This window comes from Allobosea sp. RIT-PG3_2, assembly GCF_057321085.1.
In genome coordinates, this window is the sequence record NZ_JBXWCA010000010.1 from 177,090 (window position 1) to 197,840 (window position 20,751).

22 protein-coding genes are annotated in these 20,751 nt (G+C 67.2%); 12 read left to right on the plus strand and 10 right to left on the minus strand.

The window, feature by feature from the left end:
- The first annotated feature begins 42 nt into the window (after window positions 1–42).
- Together AC2FAN_RS23620 and AC2FAN_RS23625 are read left to right on the plus strand one after the other, a co-directional pair.
- Window positions 43–711 (plus strand): glutathione S-transferase, encoded by a 669-nt coding sequence (locus AC2FAN_RS23620; protein ID WP_485176567.1) that lies wholly within the window; start codon window positions 43–45, stop codon window positions 709–711.
- Window positions 701–1,645, plus strand: a complete 945-nt coding sequence (locus AC2FAN_RS23625; protein ID WP_485176569.1) for a pyridoxamine 5'-phosphate oxidase family protein — start codon at window positions 701–703, stop codon at window positions 1,643–1,645. The genes AC2FAN_RS23620 and AC2FAN_RS23625 overlap by 11 nt, the downstream gene beginning before the upstream one ends.
- Here AC2FAN_RS23625 and AC2FAN_RS23630 read toward each other — a convergent pair.
- The 6 genes from AC2FAN_RS23630 to AC2FAN_RS23655 all read right to left on the minus strand — a co-directional run bounded on the left by AC2FAN_RS23630 (window position 1,642) and on the right by AC2FAN_RS23655 (window position 6,922).
- Window positions 1,642–2,001 carry a tRNA-binding protein gene (locus tag AC2FAN_RS23630; RefSeq protein ID WP_485176570.1) on the minus strand — a complete coding sequence of 120 codons (360 nt, stop codon included), beginning with the start codon at window positions 1,999–2,001 and terminating at the stop codon, window positions 1,642–1,644. The two genes, AC2FAN_RS23625 and AC2FAN_RS23630, sit on opposite strands and share 4 nt — an antisense overlap.
- Window positions 1,998–3,989, minus strand: a complete 1,992-nt coding sequence (locus AC2FAN_RS23635) for a methyl-accepting chemotaxis protein (protein WP_485176572.1) — start codon at window positions 3,987–3,989, stop codon at window positions 1,998–2,000. The genes AC2FAN_RS23630 and AC2FAN_RS23635 overlap by 4 nt, the downstream gene beginning before the upstream one ends.
- A 107-nt stretch (window positions 3,990–4,096) precedes the next feature.
- The gene (locus AC2FAN_RS23640; protein ID WP_485176574.1) at window positions 4,097–4,849 is read right to left on the minus strand and encodes a TetR/AcrR family transcriptional regulator; all 753 of its coding nucleotides are present in this window, start codon (window positions 4,847–4,849) and stop codon (window positions 4,097–4,099) included.
- A gap of 66 nt (window positions 4,850–4,915) precedes the next feature.
- Window positions 4,916–5,737, minus strand: coding sequence for a pyrroline-5-carboxylate reductase (proC, locus tag AC2FAN_RS23645; protein ID WP_485176575.1), 822 nt, complete (start codon window positions 5,735–5,737; stop codon window positions 4,916–4,918).
- A gap of 110 nt (window positions 5,738–5,847) precedes the next feature.
- The gene (locus AC2FAN_RS23650; protein ID WP_265054353.1) at window positions 5,848–6,354 is read right to left on the minus strand and encodes a type III secretion system chaperone family protein; all 507 of its coding nucleotides are present in this window, start codon (window positions 6,352–6,354) and stop codon (window positions 5,848–5,850) included.
- 313 nt (window positions 6,355–6,667) lie between these two features.
- Entirely contained in the window at window positions 6,668–6,922 is a 255-nt protein-coding gene (locus tag AC2FAN_RS23655; RefSeq protein WP_265054354.1) for an accessory factor UbiK family protein, read from the minus strand.
- A gap of 142 nt (window positions 6,923–7,064) precedes the next feature.
- Here AC2FAN_RS23655 and AC2FAN_RS23660 point away from each other — a divergent pair, with 142 nt between their 5' ends.
- From AC2FAN_RS23660 to pth, 8 genes are all read left to right on the plus strand, one after another.
- A complete protein-coding gene (locus AC2FAN_RS23660; RefSeq protein ID WP_485176576.1) occupies window positions 7,065–8,216 on the plus strand; it encodes a M24 family metallopeptidase in 1,152 nt (383 codons plus the stop codon).
- A 61-nt stretch (window positions 8,217–8,277) separates the two neighbouring features.
- Window positions 8,278–8,835, plus strand: a complete 558-nt coding sequence (locus AC2FAN_RS23665; protein ID WP_485176577.1) for a hypothetical protein — start codon at window positions 8,278–8,280, stop codon at window positions 8,833–8,835.
- Window positions 8,836–9,024: 189 nt separating this feature from the next.
- A complete protein-coding gene (locus AC2FAN_RS23670; RefSeq protein WP_265054357.1) occupies window positions 9,025–9,969 on the plus strand; it encodes a ribose-phosphate pyrophosphokinase in 945 nt (314 codons plus the stop codon).
- Between the two features lie 10 nt (window positions 9,970–9,979).
- Complete coding sequence (gene queC / locus AC2FAN_RS23675) at window positions 9,980–10,705, plus strand: 7-cyano-7-deazaguanine synthase QueC (RefSeq protein WP_485176579.1); 726 nt, start codon at window positions 9,980–9,982, stop codon at window positions 10,703–10,705.
- Window positions 10,695–11,258 (plus strand): VUT family protein, encoded by a 564-nt coding sequence (locus AC2FAN_RS23680; protein ID WP_265054359.1) that lies wholly within the window; start codon window positions 10,695–10,697, stop codon window positions 11,256–11,258. Before queC ends, AC2FAN_RS23680 begins: the two co-directional genes overlap by 11 nt.
- Window positions 11,259–11,351: 93 nt before the next feature.
- Window positions 11,352–13,205, plus strand: coding sequence for a putative bifunctional diguanylate cyclase/phosphodiesterase (locus tag AC2FAN_RS23685; protein WP_485176580.1), 1,854 nt, complete (start codon window positions 11,352–11,354; stop codon window positions 13,203–13,205).
- Between the two features lie 137 nt (window positions 13,206–13,342).
- Window positions 13,343–13,969 carry a 50S ribosomal protein L25/general stress protein Ctc gene (locus AC2FAN_RS23690; protein WP_485176581.1) on the plus strand — a complete coding sequence of 209 codons (627 nt, stop codon included), beginning with the start codon at window positions 13,343–13,345 and terminating at the stop codon, window positions 13,967–13,969.
- 99 nt (window positions 13,970–14,068) lie between these two features.
- Entirely contained in the window at window positions 14,069–14,683 is a 615-nt protein-coding gene (gene pth / locus AC2FAN_RS23695; protein ID WP_485176582.1) for an aminoacyl-tRNA hydrolase, read from the plus strand.
- 4 nt (window positions 14,684–14,687) lie between these two features.
- On the opposite strand, the gene AC2FAN_RS23700 is transcribed toward pth, so the two are convergent.
- On the minus strand, window positions 14,688–15,293 hold the full coding sequence (locus tag AC2FAN_RS23700) for a hypothetical protein (RefSeq protein WP_265054363.1): 606 nt from the start codon (window positions 15,291–15,293) through the stop codon (window positions 14,688–14,690).
- A 201-nt stretch (window positions 15,294–15,494) separates the two neighbouring features.
- Between AC2FAN_RS23700 and ychF the strand changes: the two genes are divergently transcribed.
- Both ychF and AC2FAN_RS23710 read left to right on the plus strand, forming a co-directional pair.
- Window positions 15,495–16,592 (plus strand): redox-regulated ATPase YchF, encoded by a 1,098-nt coding sequence (ychF, locus tag AC2FAN_RS23705; protein ID WP_265054364.1) that lies wholly within the window; start codon window positions 15,495–15,497, stop codon window positions 16,590–16,592.
- Window positions 16,593–16,616: 24 nt separating this feature from the next.
- Window positions 16,617–17,669 carry a MaoC family dehydratase gene (locus AC2FAN_RS23710; protein WP_485176583.1) on the plus strand — a complete coding sequence of 351 codons (1,053 nt, stop codon included), beginning with the start codon at window positions 16,617–16,619 and terminating at the stop codon, window positions 17,667–17,669.
- On the opposite strand, the gene AC2FAN_RS23715 is transcribed toward AC2FAN_RS23710, so the two are convergent.
- From AC2FAN_RS23715 to mtnA, 3 genes are read right to left on the minus strand one after another with little or no spacing between them, the layout of a single operon-like run.
- Window positions 17,637–18,944, minus strand: coding sequence for a sensor domain-containing diguanylate cyclase (locus tag AC2FAN_RS23715; RefSeq protein ID WP_485176584.1), 1,308 nt, complete (start codon window positions 18,942–18,944; stop codon window positions 17,637–17,639). The genes AC2FAN_RS23710 and AC2FAN_RS23715 overlap by 33 nt on opposite strands.
- 53 nt (window positions 18,945–18,997) lie before the next feature.
- Window positions 18,998–19,642, minus strand: a complete 645-nt coding sequence (locus tag AC2FAN_RS23720; RefSeq protein ID WP_265054367.1) for a class II aldolase/adducin family protein — start codon at window positions 19,640–19,642, stop codon at window positions 18,998–19,000.
- Window positions 19,639–20,748, minus strand: coding sequence for an S-methyl-5-thioribose-1-phosphate isomerase (mtnA, locus tag AC2FAN_RS23725; RefSeq protein ID WP_265054368.1), 1,110 nt, complete (start codon window positions 20,746–20,748; stop codon window positions 19,639–19,641). Before mtnA ends, AC2FAN_RS23720 begins: the two co-directional genes overlap by 4 nt.
- Window positions 20,749–20,751 lie beyond the last annotated feature (3 nt).

A 20,751-nucleotide genomic window follows, 5' to 3' on the forward strand; every position in this document is an offset into this window, starting at 1 on the left:
ACTTCCTTCGATAGCAGATTTCGACATTTATCCGAAACGATCATGATCGCCTCGACAAAGAGGATCATCGCCATGCCATCGACCGAGATCATCCTTCACGGCACCGCCCTTTCCGGCCATGCCCACCGTGTCGAGCTGCTGCTGCGAGCGCTCGGCCTGCCATATCGCCTCGAACAGGCGCCGGCCGAAATCCGGCAGAGCCCGGCCTTCCGCAAGCTCAACCCGCTCGGCCAGATTCCGGTGCTGCAGGATGGCGAGATCACGCTCGCCGACAGCAACGCGATCATGGTCTATCTGGTTAAACGCTACGCGCCGGAGAGTGCCTGGCTGCCCGGCGATGCCGTCGGTGCCGCCCATGTCCAGCGCTGGCTCTCGATCGCGGCCGGCGAGGTCATGCACGGCCCCTCCATCGCCCGGCTGATCACGCAGTTCGGCCTCAAGGACGACAAGGCGCGGGCCAAGCGAATCGCGGCGCGGCTGCTCGCCTTCATGGAAGAGCATCTGGCGGAGCGCGAATACCTCGCTGCCACCCATCCGACGCTGGCCGATCTCGCCTGCTATTCCTACATCGCCCACGCGCCGGAGGGCGGCATCCCGCTCGCGCCCTATCCGGCCGTGCGCCGGTGGCTCGCCCGCGTCGAGGCCCTGCCCTTCTTCAAGCCCATCCCGCCCTCGCCCCTTCCCGTGGAGCGCGACGACGATGCTGCCTGACGGACCCTTTCACGCCGGCGAACTCGCCGCGCAGGCACGGGCGGGCGTCGCCGCACGCGGCGCCGGCATCCGCAGCTTCATGCCGGACCAGCACCGCATCTTCTTCGGCCAGCTGCCCTGGCTGTTCGCGGGCGTTCTCGACCGGGATGGCTGGCCCCTGGCGACGGCGCTGACCGGGCCGATAGGCTTCGCCGCGAGCCCCGACCCGACCAGCCTCGCCATCGCGTCTTCGCCGCAACCCGATGATCCGGGATTCTACGCCATCCAGCCCGACAGCGCGATTGGCCTGCTCGGCCTTGAATTCGAAACCCGCCGCCGCAACCGCGCCAATGGCCGGATCGAAACCGTCGACGACAAAGGCTTCGCGGTCTCCGTCGGGCAGAGCTTCGGTAATTGTGCCAAATACATCCAGGCGCGGACCAGATTACCGGACGGAGGAGAACAGCCCCAGGCGGCGCAGACGCTCGCCCGCCTCGACGAAGCTGCCCAAGCCCTGATCGCCGCTTCCGACACGCTGTTCATCGCGAGCGCCGCAGCTGCCGGTACGCCGGGCGGCGGCGTTGACGTCTCGCATCGCGGCGGACGGCCCGGCTTCATCCGCATCGACGGCGACACGCTGACCGTGCCCGACTTCGTCGGCAACAACTACTTCAATACGCTCGGGAACCTGCTGGACGAGCCCCGCGCGGCCATCCTCCTCGTCGATTTCGCCACCGGGACAATGCTCCAGCTTCAAGGACTGGTGGAGATCATCTGGGACGGGCCGGAGCTTGCCGGGCTGGAAGGGGCGCAGCGTCTCTGGCGCTTCCATGTCACTCGCGGCTGGCGGAGCGCTCATGCGCTGCCGCTGCGCTGGACGGCACCCGATTATGCACCGACCACGCTGCAGACCGGCATCTGGGCAGGCTCGCGCGCGGCGGTCGCGGCGGCCTAGAACAGCCGGCCGCCGTCCGGAACGGCGAGGCCGGGGCCGATCAGCACAACCTCACCTTCTGTGTCGGGGATGCCGAGCGTCAGTACCTCGGACATGAACTTGCCGATCTGACGCGGCGGGAAATTGACCACCGCGAGGACCTGCCGGCCCAGCAGATCCTCGGGCCGATAGTGCTTGGTGATCTGCGCCGAGGATTTCTTGCGGCCGATCGTGCCGCCGAAATCGATGACGAGCTTGAGCGCCGGCTTTCGCGCTTCAGGATAAGGCTCGGCCTCGACGATCGTGCCGACACGAATGTCGACCTTGAGGAAATCGTCGAAGCCAATCGGCGCGGCCGGCTCGGTGGAAGCGCTCAAAACTCCTCCCAGCCCTTGTCGCGGGCGTCGGCATCGAGCTTGCGCGCGACCATGGCGCTCCCGTTATGGGCCTTGGTGGCACGCGGCGCGGCAGGCCGGGGCGCAACCTTGGCAGCGGGCGCGGCCACCGCCTGCATCGTCCGCGCCATGGCTTTGAGGCCGGCGACGTCCCCGCCGAGCTGGAAGCGCGCGACCATCGCGGACAGGCGGTCGGCCTCCTGCGACAGCGAATGAGCTGCTGCGGTCGACTGCTCGGCCATCGCGGCGTTCTGCTGCGTCGCCTGGTCCATCTCGCTGACCGCGGAATTGACCTCCTGGAGACCGGAGGCCTGCTCCTGCGCCGCACCGGCGATCTCCGCAACGAGCACGGTGACGCGGTTGATCTCGGAGGCCATGCGCTGCAGCGCCCCGCCCGTCTGGCCGACGAGAGTGACGCCCTTCTCGACCTCGATGGTCGAGGCGTCGATCAGCGTCTTGATTTCCTTGGCGGCAGAGGCCGAACGCTGCGCCAGCGCCCGCACCTCGGACGCGACGACCGCGAAGCCCTTGCCGGCATCGCCGGCGCGGGCGGCCTCGACCGAGGCGTTGAGCGCCAGGAGGTTGGTCTGGAAGGCGATCTCGTCGATCACGCCGACGATCTGCGAGATCTCCTGCGCCGACTTCTCGATGCCGCCCATCGCCGTCACGGCATCGCGCACGATGCTGGTCGACTGCTCGGCCTCGGTCTTGACCTGATCGGTCGCCTGATTGGCAAGGCGTGCGCTCTCGGCGGTCTGGCGGACCGTGGCGGTGAGCTGGTCGAGCGCCGTCGCCGTCTCCTCGACCGAGGAGGCCTGCTGCTCGGTGCGGCTGGCGAGGTCGTCGGCCGCCTGGCTGATCTCGGTGGAGCCGGCCTTCATGCTCTCGGTGTTGGTCGCGATCTGGCGCATCGCGTCTTGCAGCTTGGCGATCGCGCCGTTGAAGTCGTCCCTGAGCTTGACGTACTCCGTGGTGAAGGCGTCCTGGATCCGATAGGTCAGGTCGCCATCCGAGAGCCGCTCCAGCCCGGTGGCCAGAGCCTGGACCACGCCGGCCTGCACGCGGGCATGCTCTGCGCGGTCGGCTTCGTTGCGGCGACGCTCGCCATCGGCGGAGCTGCGATGACCGGCGGCCTCCTCCTCAGCGCGCAGCTTGTCGGTCTCCATCGCCTCCTTGGCGAGAGCCGCATCACGGAAGACGACGAGGGAACGCGCCATCGAGCCGATTTCGTCGGGCCGCTCCTGATGGGCGATCTCGGCATCGAGATGGCCGGACACGAGCCCGTCCATCGAACCCTTCAGCGAATGCAGCATCCTGGAAGCGCGGCGGCTCAGGAAGAGGACGAGGCCGAGCATGACGAGCCCGAGCGGCACCAGCACCTTGGCGACGCCGCCGACCATGCTCATGAAGGCCGCATCGACGTCATGCACATGCACGCCCGAACCGACCACCCACTGCCACTTCGGAATGCCGATGACGTAGGAAATCTTGAGGGAGGGCTCCTTGTCGCCGGCCTTGAGCCAGCCATAGTCGACGAAGCCTTCGCCCTTTGTCTTCCCCAGCGAAATCATCTCCTGGACGAAGAACTTGCCGTCCGCGTCCTTGAACGGCTTCATGTCCGTCGACTGGATCTTCTTGTTGGCATGCAGCACGCTGATGCCGTCGAAGTCGCAGAGGAAATAGTAGTTGCCGTTGTCGAAGCGCGCGCTGCCGAGGGCCTCGATGGCCATCTTCTTCGCGTCCGCTTCCTTGAGTTCGCCGGCTTCGACGCGCGCCAGATAGCCCTTGATGGTCGTTGCCGCGGCCTCGACCTGGTTCTTCATCTCACCGCGTTTGAGCGCAAGCATCTCGTTGCGGGCGGCATTCAACGTGTAGCCGACGCTGCCGACGACGATCAGCACGGCCAAGGCTGCGATCAGCGAGAATGAGCGGCTGATCGACAGGGTCGTAAGCTTCTTGGTGAACGACATGCCCGTGTCCTGCGCGAGATGAAGATTCCCTCCATTCGCGCAAATTGACTAAGGCACGCTTAACGTTGACGCATTTCGGCCATATTCTGCGGAATTTGGTCCGGACGTCAGATGGCGGGCGCGTAATCCTCGTTATCCTCGCCGCGATCGGAAGCGCGTTCGCGCCGGCGGGCCCTCAGCGGCCGGCCCGAGCAGATCGCCCGCGCCAGGCCTCGGAACGGCGCCGTCAGCCGGTGGACATCCTCGACCCGCGCCATGATGCGCCCCGCCGTCTTCAGCTCGCGATCGAGCCGCGCCATGGTCTTGGACAGTTCCGGCTCGTCGTCATCGAGCCACGTTTCGGAAACCCGCGCCATCAGCAGCACCGCGCCCTGCACCCGCAGATGGCCGAGCGCATCCTCGGTCGGGATGCCGGCGGAGGCGAGCATATAGCGCCAGGAATTGACCGCGCCGCGGTTGAGCGCAGCCAGCGTCAGCGGATCGCGCCGGATGACGGGCGCGATCTTGCGCAAGGCCGCCTTGTAGGGCGTCATCGCGTCGAGCCGGCGCATGACGAGATCGAACAGGCGCTCCTTGACCGGCTCCCCCGCCAGATCGTCGGACGTGCCGGCCAGCACCGCGTCGTCGACGATGCGCGTCACGCCGCCGAGCATGGCGAGCTTGGAGGGAAAGAGCCCCCGCAGCTGCGTCAGCGTCAGCCCGGCCTCGGCAGCGATGTCCGGCAGCTCGATCTGATCCCAGGGCCGGTCCACGGCGAGCTTCATCAGCGCATCGACGGCGCGCCTGCGCGGATCGCCCGGCTTGGCGGCAGATTCAGGCTGCACGGCCTCGGGCGGGGTGGAAACGGGCTTGCGGGCCATAGGACTGCTCCTTTCGCTTCGCGATGAGGAGAGGTTAGGCCGCTATCGTGGCAGGTGGAAGGCCGATCAGCCCGAAAGCTCGCCGGCGCGACGTTTGGCAGCAGCCACGGCCTTGCTCAGCAGCGGCTTCATGCCGTCATCGGCCATCAGGACCTCGAGCGCCGCAGCCGTCGTCCCGCCGGGCGAGGTCACGTTCTGGCGCAGTGTGCCGGGCGGCAGCGGCGACTGGAACAGCAGCTCGCCCGCACCCTCGACTGTCGCCCGCGCCAGCCGCTCCGCCACATCCGCGGGCAGGCCGGCTTCGGTGCCGGCAGCGGCCAGGCACTCGACCAGATAAAAGACATAGGCCGGGCCGGAGCCGGACACGGCCGTGACGGCATCGATCAGCCCCTCGTCATCCAGCCATTCGACCTTGCCGATGCTGCCGAGCAGCGCATCGGCGGTGGCGCGCTGCGCAGCGCTCACGCCCTTGCCGGGCGCCGCGGCGGTGGCTCCGCGCTGCACGGCGGCCGGCAGGTTCGGCATGGCGCGGATGATCGCGCCCGCATTCGGCAGGCGCGCGGCGAGATCGCCGAGCGTCTTGCCTGCGAGGATCGAGATCAGCAACGTCCGGGGATGGATGAAGGCCTGCACCGCCGGCGCCGCCGTGTCGAGCATCTGCGGCTTGGTCGCGAGCACGACGACATCGGCAGCGGGAATCTCCTTGGCCGACGGATTGAGCCGCATCCCCTTTTCCTGGGCGAGCTCGACCATCTCGTCCGAAGGCTTGGGGTCGATCAGGCTGATCCCCTTCGGATCGATGCCGATGCGCAGCCAGCCCTCCAGCATCGCTCCGCCCATCTTGCCCGCACCGATCAGGACGAGCGATTGCGGAAGGGAGTTCGACATGGCGGCCTCGCGACGGCTGGCGATCCCGGACCCGCGCCGGGATTCTCTAGTTCTCAGCCTTCCCGTCATGTCGCCGCCGGGTCAAGCCCGGCAGCGACGGCCGGGCAATGTCAGGCTTCGCCGACCGTCTCCAGGATGGCGCCTTCCATCCCTTCCTTCGCCGTCTTGCCGGCCCAGACCACGAACTGGAAGGCCTGATAGTAGCGTTCGCAGGCCTCGACGGCCGTCTTGACCAGCGCCGCCGCCTGCTCGTCCGTCGGCTCCGCTCCGCCCGACAGCAATAGCGCATGGCGGTACATCACGACGCTCTCGGTGCTCCAGAGATCGAAATGTCCGAGCCAGAGCTGCTCGTTGACCAGGCTCACGAGCTGCAGCACCTCGCTGCGCCGCCGCTCCGGCACCTTGAGATCGAAGGCGCAGGCGATGTGCAGCGCCTCGACCTCGGCCAGCCAGGTGATGGCGACATGATATTCCGACCAGCCGCCCGTCACCGCGACCGAAAGCTCATCCTCGCTGTCGCGGTCGAAGTTCCAGCCATTGAGGGCAGCGAGGCGTTCGAACAAGTCGAGAGGGTTGGAGGGCCGATCCAGCTCGGCATCCATATCGAGGTCTATCATGCCCTGGGGTCCACCTTCCGGAGCTGGCGCTCCGGCGCGTTCGAGAAGAGGAACACGGCGACTGGAAATCCGAAGGAACGCAACACACCTCCGGGGCACTCCGCGGGGAGCATCCCAACTCGTCGACCCGGAGCGAATCCGCCCGACGAATCAATTCTTTCCACCGACGATAGCGCAGGCGCTGTGACGCTCCCAACACAGCGTGAAGCTCTGCGGATTCGGCCGGCCGGCTCAATCCCCCCGAAGGGCTGTCCACAGCACATGGCTGTGGACATGACGCCACGGCATGGGCGCCATCGCGTCAGGGCTGGCGTCAGGATTTGCCGAGCCGCTCCTCGATCGCGGCGAGGCGCGCCGCGAGCTTGTCGTTCTCCTCGCGGGCGATGAGCGCCATTTCGCGCACCGCCTCGAACTCCTCGCGGGTGACGACGTCGAGATCGCGCAGCAGGCGCTCGATTTGCGTCTTCACGACTGTCTCGACCTCGCGGCGCACGCCCTGCGCGGCGCCGGCCGCGTCGGTGGCGAGGCGCGCGATGTCGTCGAGGATGCGGTTGCCGGGGTTCACCATGGCTCTCTCCCGTTTGGGCGAAACTCTCTGACGACAGCCTATAGGCAGCGCAGGCGGGCGCCGCAATCGCGCTGGCACGTCGAGGGCTTGCCCGGCGGACGGCGGCGCGATCAAATGTCGGTCCGCTTCAAGGAGTTGCGCCATGGCCCTGCATTTCACACCCGCCGAATTTACCCGCCGCCGCGAAGCGCTCCTTGCCGCCATGCAGGCCGGCCGCCTCGACGCGCTCTTCCTGTTCCAGCAGGAATCGATGTTCTGGCTGACCGGCTACGACACCTTCGGCTTCTGCTTCTTCCAGTGCCTCGTCGTCAGGGCGGACGGCACGATGGCGCTGCTGACCCGCTCCGCCGATTTGAGACAAGCGCAGCAGACCTCGAACCTCGGCGACATCCGCATCTGGAAGGACGGACGCGAGGCCAATCCGGCCAAGGATCTGCTCGCCCTGTCTGATGATCTCGGCCTCTCCGGCAAGCGCATCGGCGTCGAGTTCGAATCCTACGGCCTCGTCGCCGCCAATTATCGCAAGCTCGAAGCCGCTTTCGCCGGCCAGGCCAAGCTCGTCGACGCCTCGACCATCGTGACGCGGCTGCGAGCCGTGAAATCGGCGGAGGAGATCGCCTATGTCAGGCGCGCCGCCGCGCTCACCGACGCCGCAGACCAGGCCGCACTCGATGTGATCCGGGCCGGCGCCGACGAGGGCGATATCCTCGCCGCTCAGCACAATGCGATCTTCGCTGGGGGCGGCGACTACCCGGCCAACGAGTTCATCATCGGCTCGGGTTGCGACGCCCTGCTCTGCCGCTACAAATCCGGCCGGCGCCAGCTCGACGCCAACGATCAGATCACCCTCGAATTCGCTGGCGTCGACCGGCACTACCATGTCGCGGCGATGCGCACCGTCGTGGTCGGCGAGCCGCGACCGCTGCACCGCCCCTATCACGCCGCCGCGAAGGACGCGCTGCTTGCCTGCGAAGCCGCGCTGAAGCCCGGCCGCACGGCCGGAGATGTCTTCGCGGCGCATGCCCGCGTCCTCGACGAGCACGGCCTTGCGCAGCACCGGCTCAACGCCTGCGGCTACTCGCTCGGCGCCAAGTTCACGCCGTCCTGGATGGATTGGCCGATGTTCTACGAGGCCAATGACTGGGAGATCGTGCCGGGCATGGTGATGTTCGCCCATATGATCCTGATGGATTCCGACAGCGAGACCGCCATGTGCCTGGGCCGGACCTATCTGGTCGGAGCCGGCGGCGCCGAAGCGCTCAATCTGCCTGATCTGGACCTCGCCCTCCGTTGAGCCTAGAACAGGGGCACAGGGAATCTCGAAGCGGTCCACAGCCCAAAGGGCGGGAGGCGTCATGATCAACCGTTTGAGCGGCCTCGCTTTGGGGCCGGTTTTTGCGCTGGCGCTCGCCGGATGCCAGGAAACCACCCAGACCGCGGCGCGTCCGCGCGTCGATGCGCCGGGCGTTCCGGTCTCCGTCCAGAGCATCTCGGGCGCACCCGAGGATGTCACCACGAGCTTCGCCGGCCTGCTCGGCGAGGCCGCTGCCGAGCGCAAGATGGAGATCGTGCCCGGCAACAAGCCGGCACGCTTCCGGGTCAAGGGCTACCTCACCGCCCAGCCGACCGAGGACGGCCAGACCTCGCTCGCCTTCGTCTGGGACGTCTATGATTCGACCAAGCAGCGCGCCCAGCGCGTCCAGGGCGAAAGCATCGGCAAGCGCAGCGGCAGTTCCGACCCCTGGGCCGGCATCGACCAGACGATCGTCGCCAAGGCCGCCTCCGACTCGATGGACGCGATCGCGAGCTTCCTGGTCACGACGCCGGCCGTCGCAACGCTCGATGCCGGTAAGGACAAGAAGAGCGCCAAGCCCAGCACCAGGGTCGCCGCCGCCCCCGACAAGAAGAGCTGATCGCCGGCGCTCCGCTGGCCGGCGACGCAAGGTCAGTGGATTCCGGGTCACGCCAGGCGCTCGACGCCTTTTTGCGCAGCTATATTGCAGCGCAACGGTCGACTCCCTGTCATCGCGCTGTTAAGAGCCGTTCGAATTGAGCCGGCATCGCCGGCTCGTGCCCCGCCTTGTCCAACGGTGCGCCACGGCATGCCCTCTCATTTCAAAGTCGTCGCCGGCAATTCCAACCGGCCGCTCGCTGAAGCGATATGCAGCCATCTCAGCATACCGCTCGCCAAGGCCACGGTCCGGCGGTTCGCCGACATGGAAGTCTTCGTCGAGATTCAGGAGAACGTACGCGGGCAGGATGTCTTCATCATCCAGTCCACCTCCTTCCCGACCAACGACCACCTGATGGAACTGCTGATCATCACCGATGCGCTGCGCCGCTCCTCGGCCAAGCGCATCACGGCGGTGATTCCCTATTTCGGCTATGCCCGGCAGGACCGGCGCGCCTCGGGCCGCACCCCGATCTCGGCCAAGCTCGTCTCGAACCTGATCACCCATGCCGGCGTCGACCGCGTGCTGACGCTCGACCTGCATGCCGGCCAGATCCAGGGCTTCTTCGACATCCCCACCGACAACCTGTTCGGCGCCCCGCTGATGGCGCGCGACATCAAGGACCGGCTGGAGTGGAAGAACGCCATGGTCGTCTCGCCTGACGTCGGCGGCGTGGTCCGCGCTCGCGCGCTTGCCAAGCGCATCGACGCCCCGCTCGCCATCGTCGACAAGCGGCGCGACCGGCCGGGCGAGTCCGAAGTTATGAACATCATCGGCTCGGTCGAGGGCCGCTCCTGCATCCTGATCGACGACATCGTCGACTCCGGCGGCACGCTTGTGAATGCGGCGGAGGCCCTGCTCGATCAGGGCGCCAAGGAGGTCTTCGCCTATATCACCCATGGCGTGCTCTCGGGCGGCGCGGTGGCGCGCATCGCCTCGTCGAAGCTCAAGGAGCTCGTCATCACCGACTCGATCATGCCGACCGAGGCCGTGAAGGTCGCCCGCAACATCCGCGTCATCTCCATCGCCGGCCTGATGGGCGAGGCCATCGAGCGCACGGCGAGCGAAACCAGCGTGTCCAGCCTGTTCGACTGAGGGCGCTAGTGTGAGCGCCCGCGCCCTCGTCCTGTTCTCCGGCGGCCAGGATTCCACCACCGCGCTGGCCTGGGCTCTCGAGCGCTTCGATGCGGTCGAGACGATCGGCTTCGACTACGGCCAGCGCCATCATGTCGAGATGGAATGCCGTCTCGCGATCCGGGAAAAACTGCCGGCGCTGTCCTCGCGCTACGCCGAGCGGCTCGGCCCCGACCATCTCGTCGACCTGAAGGCGCTCGGCGCGATTTCCGACACCGCGCTGACGCGCGAGACCGAGATCGCCTTCGCGGAGACCCGCCTGCCGACCACCTTCGTGCCCGGGCGCAACCTGATCTTCCTCACATTCGCCGCCGCCGTCGCCTATCGCCGCGACCTGAAGCACATCGTTCTCGGCGTCTGCGAGACCGATTATTCGGGCTATCCCGATTGCCGCGACGACACGATCAAGGCGATGCAGGTCGCGCTGGGCCTGGGTCTCGACCGCCGGCTCGTACTCCATACGCCGCTGATGTGGCGCGACAAGGCGCAGACCTTCGCGCTGGCGCGCACGCTCGGCGGGCAGGCGCTGCTCGACCTCGTTCTCGAAGAGACGCATAGTTGCTATCTCGGCGACAGGACGACCCGGCATGACTGGGGTTTCGGCTGCGGCCATTGCCCGGCATGCGATTTGCGGTCAAAAGGCTTCGCGGCCTATCTCGTAACACCCGACGACAGCGGACCATCCTATGACTCGTGATCGCCAGCGACAGCTCGAAGGCCTCGTCGCACTCGTCCTGTTCGGCCTCACCATTCCCGCGGCCAACTGGCTGATCGGCAATGCCGGCTCGGTCTGCATCCCCAACGGGCCCTGCCTCGTGCCGGTCTGGCCCGGCGTGATGGCGCCGAGCGGCGTCCTCATGGTCGGCCTCGCGCTGGTCCTGCGCGACCTCGTCCAGCGCCGCCTCGGCACGCTGGCCGGCCTCGGCGCGATCGCCGTCGGCACGCTGATCTCGGCCATGCTCGCCCCGCCGGCCATCGTTATCGCCTCGGTCGTGGCGTTCCTGCTGTCGGAGCTCGCCGACTTCGCCGTCTATACGCCCTTGCAGCGCCGGCGCTTCCTCACCGCCGTCCTGGCATCCGGCGTCGTCGGCCTCGTCGTCGACAGCATCGTCTTCCTGCACCTCGCCTTCGGCAGCCTGGATTTCCTCGCCGGCCAGATCATCGGCAAGGCCTGGATGGTGCTGTTCGCGGTGCCGCTGATGTATGTCCTGCGCCGTCGCGACGAGCGGCTCGGCCTCGCCGCCGCCTGAGGCGGGTAAAGTTTGAATCGGCGCCGCAATCGGCCCTTAAGGCGTTTGCGGTAAGCCCGCGTTCTTCGACAAGCTCTCAGCGTCGGGAACTGCGTGATCAGACCCTCGGGCCACCTGCAAGCTCTGCAGAACGATATTCTTGAAGACATCGCGCGGGGCGAGGCCCTCGCGACATGCATGGAGCGTCTCTGCCACCGGGCCGAGGCGATCTCGCCTGGCGTCGTCTGTTCCGTCGTCAACGTCGATGATCGCGGCTGCCTGCAGCCTCTCGCCTCGCCCAGCCTGCCGGCCCATTACATCGCCGGGATCGCCGGGATGCAGATCGGTCCCCAAGCCGGATCGTGCGGCACTGCGATCCATCGCGCCGCTCCGGTCGAAGTCACCGACATAGCGACCGATCCGCTCTGGCAATCCTATGCGCAGCTCGTCCTGCCGCTCGGCCTGCGCGCCTGCTGGTCGACCCCGATCAAGGCACGCGACGGCCGCGTCGTCGGCGCCTTCGCCTTTTATTTCCCCAAGCCGCGCCAGCCGCGGGACCTCGAACGCCGCATCGTCGCGACCTGCGTGCATCTCTGCGCCATCGCGATCGAGCATGACGAGGTGCGCACGCGCAACCACCGCCTCGCCTATTTCGATACGCTGACCCGGTTGCCGAACCGCGCCCAGTTCAACGATGCGATCGCCACGATCAGCGCGGCCTCGCAGCGCTATGGGCTGCTGCTGATCGACATCGACCATCTGAAGATCGTGAACGATACGCTGGGCCACGCCGCCGGCGACAGCCTGATCGCCGGCGTGGGCGATCGACTGAGCGCGGCCTTGGGCGGCTGCCTGACCTGCCGGATCGGCGGCGACGAATTTGCCGCGCTGATTCCCGGTTGCGACAGCGCCGCAAGGATGCGCAGCCTCGCCTCGGCCGCTCTCGCAGCCGTCGCCACGCCGCTCGACCATGACGGCCACAGCATCCAGCCCAGCGTCACCATCGGCGGCGCCATTGCCGGCGAGGACGGGGAAGACAGCGTGACGCTCCGGCAGAACGCCGATCTCGCGCTGTATCATGCCAAGGAAACCCGCCGCGGCCGCTATGTGCGCTTCCGCCGGAAGCTGCGCAGCGCGATGATGCATCGCACCCGGATCCGTAAGGATGTCGCAGGCGCGCTCGGCAGCGAGCGCATCATCCCCTATTACCAGCCGATCATCCGGCTCGACACGGCCGAGATCGTCGGGGTCGAGGCGCTCGCCCGCATGCGACTCGACGACGGCCGCATCGTCGCGGCAGGCGAGTTCCAGGAGGCGTTGCAGGACCCCAAGATCGCCCACCGCATCACCTCGCAGATGCTCGCTTCCGTCGCCGCCGACATGGCCGACTGGCAGGATGCCGGCCTGCATGTCCGGCATGTCGGCCTGAACGTGACCTCGGCCGATTTCCAGAAGGGTGACCTCGCCCAGCGTGCCGCAAGAGCGCTCGACAAGGTGGGCGTGCCGATGCAGCACCTCGTCATCGAGATCACCGAGCAGGTCTTCATGGGCGGGCGCAGGGACGGCGTCGCCAGAACGATGGAAGCGTTGCGCGCGCTCGGGATGCTGGTGGCGCTCGACGATTTCGGCACCGGCTTCGCCTCGCTGACCCATCTGCTCGATTTTCCGATCGACATCATCAAGATCGACCGCTCCTTCGTCGGCCCGATCGACAGCGGCGCCCGCAGCGCGGTGATCGTCGAATCCCTGCTGACGATGACCCGCCGCCTCGGCATGAAGATCATCGCCGAAGGCATCGAGACCCAATCGCAGGCCCAGCGCCTCGAGGAGATGGGTTGCCGCTTCGGACAGGGCTACCTCTATTCCCCGCCGGTCCCGGCATTCATCATCCGCGAACTGGTGCAGCGCTTCGGCCAGGCCGCTCCCGCCTTCCTGCCCGAGCGCGATATCGTCGCCAACGCGGCGTGACGCAGCGGACTTGAGATTGCGCCGGTTTTACCCTATGAGCAGCGTCGCGCCCGGCTGACACCCTTGGAGGCTCTGGACGCACGAACCGATGGCCGCCACGAGGCGGCCTTGTCATTTACAAGTCAAGGACATCCAACATGACCGCCGTGAAGCAAATCGAGGCTTCGGCGCGCGCACAGGTCGGCAAGGGGGCCGCCCGTGCAGTTCGCCGCCAGGGCCAGACGCCTGCCGTGATCTATGGTGGGGGGGCTGCTCCCGAAGCCATCGCGCTCGACTCCAACAAGACCCGCCAGCTGATTTTCGGCGGCCACTTCCTGACCACGATCTTCGAGATCACCGTCGCCGGCAAGAAGCACCGCGTCATTCCGCGCGACTACCAGCTGGACCCGGTCAAGGACTTCCCGCTGCACGTCGACTTCCTGCGCGTCGCCAAGGGCCAGACCGTGACCGTTCAGGTTCCGATCCACGTCATCGGCCAGGACGCCAGCCCCGGCATCAAGAACGGCGGTCTCGTCCAGCTCGTCGAGCACACCCTCGAAATCACCGTCGAGCCCGAGAACATTCCGGAAGCCTTCGAGGTCTCCGTCGCCGGCCTGAACATCGGTGACCAGATCGAAGCCAAGGCCATCAAGCTCCCGACCGGTGCCAAGCTGACCGTCGGTTCCGACGCGACGATCGTCACGCTCGCTCCGCCGACGGTCGATGTCGAGCCTGCGGCCGAGGCCGAGACGGCTGCCGAGGCTCCGGCCGAAGCCAAGGCCTGAGGACGCGGCGCCAACCCGGCGCCCTCCCCTGCCAATCCAGTCGAACGAGACGGCCGGGACCTCCCGGCCGTCTTGCTATGAGCCTGCCGGAGTTCCGCCATGCTGATCTTTGCCGGCCTCGGCAATCCGGGCGGGCGCTATGCCCGCAACCGGCACAATATCGGCTTCATGGCCGTCGAGGAGATCGCGCGCCTCCATCGCGCCTCGCCCTGGCGCGCGCGCTTCCAGGCGGAGGCCTGCGAGGCCACCATCGGGGCTGAGAAGATCATACTGCTCAAGCCGCAGACCTACATGAACGAGTCCGGCCGCTCGATCGGCGAGGCCGCCCGCTTCTTCAAGATCGCACCCGCCGACGTCATCGTCTTCCACGACGAGCTCGACCTCCCGCCCGCGAAGCTCAGGGTCAAGCTCGGCGGCGGCAATGCCGGCCATAACGGGCTGCGCTCGACCACCGCGGCGATCGGCAACGACTACCGCCGCGTGCGGATGGGCATCGGCCATCCCGGCGACAAGGCGCTCGTCCATTCCTACGTGCTCAACGATTTCGGCAAGGTCGAGCAGCCCTGGGTAGAGGATCTCTGCACCGCCTGCGCCGATCACGCGGCCTTGCTGTCGGCCCATGACGATGCCGGTTTCCAGAACAAGGTGCATCTCTTCATGGATGCGCGTGGTCATGCCGCGGTGAAGCAGATCGGCGAGAAGGCCGCCGACTGACCCGTCACAGGGGCAGCTTCGCCCCGGATTTGGCGACCGTGACGCGGCTCGTGCTGTAGCTGCCATCCGCTTGCCGGCTTGCCGTCATCGCAACCTGCGCGCCGGGCCTGAGTTCGCTCGCCTCGGCCGGCGCGGCCATCAGGATGGCGGCTTCCGGCGTGATCACGACCTTCTGCTCGCCGCCGGGATAGCTCAGCACCAGGCTGGCGCCGTCCACCCGCGAGACCGTCTCGGCCACCGTCGCATTGGTCATGGTCGAATCCGGCAGCACACCCCAGGGCCGGTGCCCCTCGCCCGTGCCGCGCATCGCCTCGGGGAAGATGAATACCTGCACGGCTAGCAGCGTACCATCCGGCTGCGGCTTGGCGCCGACGCCGATGAAGCTGCCCTTGGCGATGTCGGAGGCCTTGGCGGGCACCACCCCGCCGGTGGAGAAGCCCGGCGCGAGCGCGATCTTGGCCTCGCGTCCCTCGGGCGTCTTTAGGGTCAGGACCGAGCCGTTCATGGCTTCGACCTCGCCCCGCAGCCGCGTGCCCCCCTGTTGGGCCTGCGCCGCGCCGACGGCAAGGAGGGAAGCGAGAACGACGGAGAAGAGCGGAAGCTTGCGCATGGGATAACCGATCGCGAGGAGGCCTGCCGGCGATCCAGCACCGCCGCCCGCCCAGCCGCCATGCACGTTCGCGTGAGCGGCACCTCGCCCATCCGGCCGGCAGCACTTGTCTTTATCGCGCAAGCCCCCCAATAAGGCCGCAACTTTCAAAGCTTCACGCCCGGCAGCGGCCAATCGCGCCGGGCAACGGAACAGGCGATCATGGGCTTCAAATGTGGCATCGTCGGCCTGCCGAACGTCGGCAAGTCGACCCTCTTCAACGCGCTGACGCAGACGGCCGCGGCACAGGCCGCGAACTATCCGTTCTGCACCATCGAGCCCAATGTCGGCGACGTGGCGGTGCCGGACGAGCGGCTGGAGAAGCTCGCCGCCATCGCCGGCTCCAAGGAGATCATCCCGACGCGGCTGACCTTCGTCGACATCGCCGGCCTGGTGCGCGGCGCGTCGAAGGGTGAAGGGCTCGGCAACCAGTTCCTCGCCAATATCCGCGAATGCGACGCCATCGCCCATGTCGTGCGCTGCTTCGAGGATGGCGACATCACCCATGTCGAGGGCAAGGTCGCGCCGATCGACGACATCGAGATCATAGAGACCGAGCTGATGCTCTCCGATCTCGAAAGCCTCGAAAAGCGCGTCCTGCCCCTAGAGAAGAAGGCGAAGGCCGGCGACAAGGAGGCCAAGGAAGCGGCCGATCTGATGAATCGCTGCCTCGTGCTGCTGCGCGACGGCAAGCCTGCCCGCCTCGTCCAGCTCGCCGCCGAGGAACGCCGGCCCTTCGAATTGCTCGGCCTGCTCTCCTCGAAGCCCGTCCTCTATGTCTGCAATGTCGAGGAAGCCAGCGCCGACAAGGGCAATGCCTTCTCCGAGCAGGTGAAAAAGCGCGCCGCCGAGGAAGGCGCCGTCGCCGTGGTCGTCTCGGCCAAGATCGAAAGCGAGATCGCGGTGCTGCCGCCCGAAGAGCAGGCGGATTATCTCGAGGCGGTCGGCCTCGAGGAGCCCGGCCTGAACCGCGTCATCCGCGCCGGCTACAGCCTGCTCAACCTCGTGACCTACTTCACCGTCGGTCCCAAGGAGGCCCGGGCCTGGACGATCGAGAAGGGCACCAAGGGCCCGCAGGCGGCAGGCGTAATCCATACCGATTTCGAGAAGGGCTATATCCGCGCCGAGACCATCGCCTATGACGACTATGTCGCCAACAAGGGCGAGGCCGGGGCGCGCGAAGCCGGCAAGTTCCGCCTCGAAGGCAAGGAATACGTCGTCGCCGACGGCGACGTGCTGCATTTCCGCTTCGCGAACTGAGGCGCGCCCAGAGGATCCCGGCCGATGCTGCAGTTCGAGGATTTCGTCGCCGGCGAGGTCACACGCTCGCGCGGCATCGCCGTTTCTCAGGACGAGCTGATCGCCTTTGCCTCGCGCTACGACGCGCAGGATTTCCATGTCGATCCGGAAGCCGCCAAGGCGAGCTTCGTCGGCAGGCTGATCGGCTCCGGCTGGCATAGCTGCTCGCTGCTGATGCGCTTGATGGCGGAGGAGTTCCTGCTGGACTCCACCGGCATGGGTGCGCCCGGCATCGAGGAGGTGAGGTGGCTGCGGCCCGTCTTCCCCGGGGACACGCTGAGCGCGCGACGAACCGTGCTTGAGACCAAGGCCTCGCGCTCGCGCCCGGAAATGGGCCTGGTGCGCTTCCGGCTCGAATTGCTCAACCAGCGCGACGAGCCGGTGCTGGAGCAGACCAACTGGATCATGTTCGGCCGCAAAGGCTCCGGCATCGCTCCGCAGCCGACCGGGAACTGGCTCGCGCATTCCGCGCGGTATGAGCGCCCGGCCATCGAGAGCCCGCTCGAAGAGCCCGCCACAGCTGCGGAACCGACCCGCTTCTTCGAGGAACTAGAGATCGGCAGCCGCCATGAACTCGGCAGCTTCGTCTTCACTGCCGGGGAGATCGTCGCCTTCGCCCGCAGCTTCGATCCGCAGCCCTTCCATATGGACGAGGCGGCGGCCGAGGCCTCATCCTTCGGCAAGCTTGCGGCCTCGGGCTGGCACACGGCAGCCGTCTGGATGGCGACGATGGTCTCGCATCGCGAGCGCCAGCTCGCGGCGACGACCGGGCGCCCTGCGCGCCTCGGCCCCTCGCCCGGCTTCAAGAATCTGCGCTGGTCGAAACCGGTCTTCGCCGGCGACCGCATCACCTATTTTTCGGAAGTGATCGACAAGCGCGAGAGCGCCTCGCGGCCGCAATGGGGCCTGTTCTTCCACCGCAACACCGGCGTCAACCAGCACGGCGAAGAGGTCTTCAGCTTCGACGGCTGTGTCTTCGTCGAGCGCAAGCCCCGCGGCCTGAACTCAGCTCGCTCTGGCGTTGGCCGAAACGGGTAGAAGCGAGATCTCGATCCGGTCGCGGCCATTGCGTTTCGCCGCATAGAGCGCCTCGTCGGCACTGGCATAGAGGCCATCGCCGTTTAGCGGACCCTGGCCGCAGCACAGCCCGATCGACACCGTCGCACCCTGCAATTGCGCATCGACGGCGCGCCATGGCGCCTGCGCCAGCGCCTGCCGGATCGCTTCCGCGACGCCCTTTGCCTGATCCGCCGTCACATCGGCGATCAAGACGCCGAATTCCTCGCCGCCGAGCCGTGCGACGAGCAGCGCCTGACTGGTCGGGGCCCCAGCGATGATCTGCGCCACCATGCGCAGGCAGGTATCGCCGGCGACATGGCCGAACTGGTCGTTGATCGCCTTGAAGTGATCGACATCGACGATCAACAGCGCCAGCGTCTGCACACGAGCCGCCTCGCTGGCGAGGCATTCGATGAAGCGGCGGCGGTTGGCGAGCCCCGTCAGGCCGTCAGTCTGCGCCAGTTGGACGAGTTCGGCATTGGCCTGCCGCAAGGCATCCTGCGCGCTCATGAGCGCCGCCTGTTGGCGTTTTGCCATCGTGATGTCGGCATGGATGAAGCAGCTCAGCCCCTCGACCGTGTGGCGAGCGACGACGCGCCGCCAGCGCTGCCCCGGCAGTTCGATCTCGAAGGGCGCGCCATCATAGCGCAGACCGTTGAGGATGCTGGCCCGCAGGCCAGCGACGGCCGAAACGCCGCGCCAGCATTCGGCGACGATCTGGTCAAACGTCAATCCGACGATCAGCATGTCAGCGGGAATGTCGTAGAGCTGGCGGAACGCATCGTTGGCCGCGATGATCCGGTCTTCGCCGTCGAGCAACATCGCGCCGTCGGGAATGAAACGAAGCGCCTCGAAAGCGGGCAGCATGGCATCCGCGGCCGCATCGACTTGGTGCGAGGTCTGGATCATCTGCCACATCCGCACCCGGCTGCCGCAGGGCGCCCTGAGCGAGGTCGCGCGCAGCCGCCGTCCATTGTGCAGGAACTCGAAGGCCTGCGTCTGGTTTTCGTGGCGGGCCATGCCTTCTGCGATGTAGCGCTCGATATCCGGCATCTCCTCCGGCGCAAGCCGCAGCGTGTAGAACCGCCGCAGGTTGTCGACATAGGGCTCGCCCGGATAGATCAGGCCGTCGTCCTCAGGGAAGAAGTGCAGGAACGTGCGGTTCCAGCTGACGGCGCGATGCTCGGCATCGTATTCACACACGCCGACCGAGAGCACATCGAATGATTCGTGCAGATAGCGCGAAACGATCATGATCCATGTCTACGCGGCATTGTTTAACGCTGCGTAAGACGAGCCTCGCCAGATTAACCGACCTTGCCGTAGCCCGCGAATTTGGCGCCGACGCGCTCCATTTCGGCGCCATCGAGGATGATCGGCTCAAGCCCCGCCGCCAGGATGTCGAGATACTGGCCTGCGAGGTTCTCGACCTCGGCAACGATGGTGTGGGCGCCCGCCAATGTCTGTCCGAGCGCGATGACGCCGTGGTTGGCGAGCAGCACCGCCTTGCGTCCATCGAGCCCCCTCACGGCATTGGCTGCCAGCTCGGGCGAGCCGAAGGTCGCGTAATCCGCGCAACGCACGTCGGCGCCGCCGCAAAGCGCGATCATGTAGTGGAAGGCCGGGATGCCGCGCCGGGTGCTGGAGAGCGCCGTGGCGCGCGGCGAATGGGTATGCACGATCGCCTGCGCATCCGGCCGCGCCTTGTAGATTTCGACGTGGAAGGGCCATTCCGAGGAGGGCTTGCGCGTGCCGTCCAGAACCGTGCCGTCGAGCGACAGATGGATCAGATCCTCGGGTTTCGTCTTCGCATAGGGCAGCCCCGAGGGCGTGATCAGCAACCCCTCGCCGAAGCGGGCCGAGACATTGCCCGATTTCGACGGGCAGAAGCCCGCAAGGTCGATCGCCTGTGCGACCGCCACGATCTCCTGCCGCAGCTCCAGTTCGTTCATCCTGTCGCCCTGCTTGCCAGATCGGGGAAGAGTTGCTCGAGGCCCTCAGTGCTCGCCGCGCAGACACCGCGCTCGGTGATGAGCCCGGTGACCAGCCGCGCCGGCGTGACGTCGAAGGCCGGATTGACCGCATTGCTGCCCGGCGCGACGACGCGGACGGAGCGCACCTCGCCATCCTCGGCCAGCCCGGACAGATGCGTCACCTCGCGCGCCGCCCGCTCCTCGATCGGAATGTCGGCGAGGCCGTCGCGGATGCTCCAGTCGATCGTCGGCGACGGCAGTGCGACATAGAACGGCACGCCGTTATCGTGGGCCGCGAGCGCCTTGAGATAGGTGCCGATCTTGTTGGCGACATCGCCATCGGCCGTGGTGCGGTCGGTGCCGACGATAACCATGTCGACCGCGCCGCGCTGCATCAGATGCCCGCCGGCATTGTCGGTGATCACCGTGTGCGGCACGCCATGGGCGCCGAGCTCATAGGCCGTCAGCGCCGCGCCTTGGTTGCGCGGGCGCGTCTCGTCGACCCAGACATGGACAGGGATGCCGGCATCGTGAGCCAGATAGATCGGCGCCAGCGCCGTGCCCCAGTCCACCGTGGCGATCCAGCCGGCATTGCAATGGGTGAGGATGTTGACCGGCTGCCCCGCCGGCTTGCGCGCCGCGATCTCGCGGATCAACGGCAACCCGTGCTCGCCGATGGCGCGGCAGAGCGCGACATCCTCGTCGCAGATCGCCGCCGCCTCGGCATAGGCGGTTTCCGCCCGGCGTTCGGAAGGCTTGGCCGCCAGCACTCGCTGCATGCGTTCCAGGGCCCAGTGCAGGTTGACCGCGGTCGGGCGCGTTGCGCCCAGCAGCGCCAGCGCCGCTTCCAGTGCAGCGTCGGAGGCATCCGCCCGCATCGCCAGCGCGACGCCATAGGCGGCTGTTGCGCCGATCAGCGGCGCGCCCCGCACCACCATGGAGCGGATCGCGTCGGCGGCCTGCTCGGCCGAGCCCAGCGCCACCGTCTCGAAGCGGAAGGGCAACCGCGTCTGGTCGATCACCACGACGCGCCAGCCATCCTGCCCGAGCCAGATCGTTCGATAATGCTGGCCGTTGATCTTCATGCG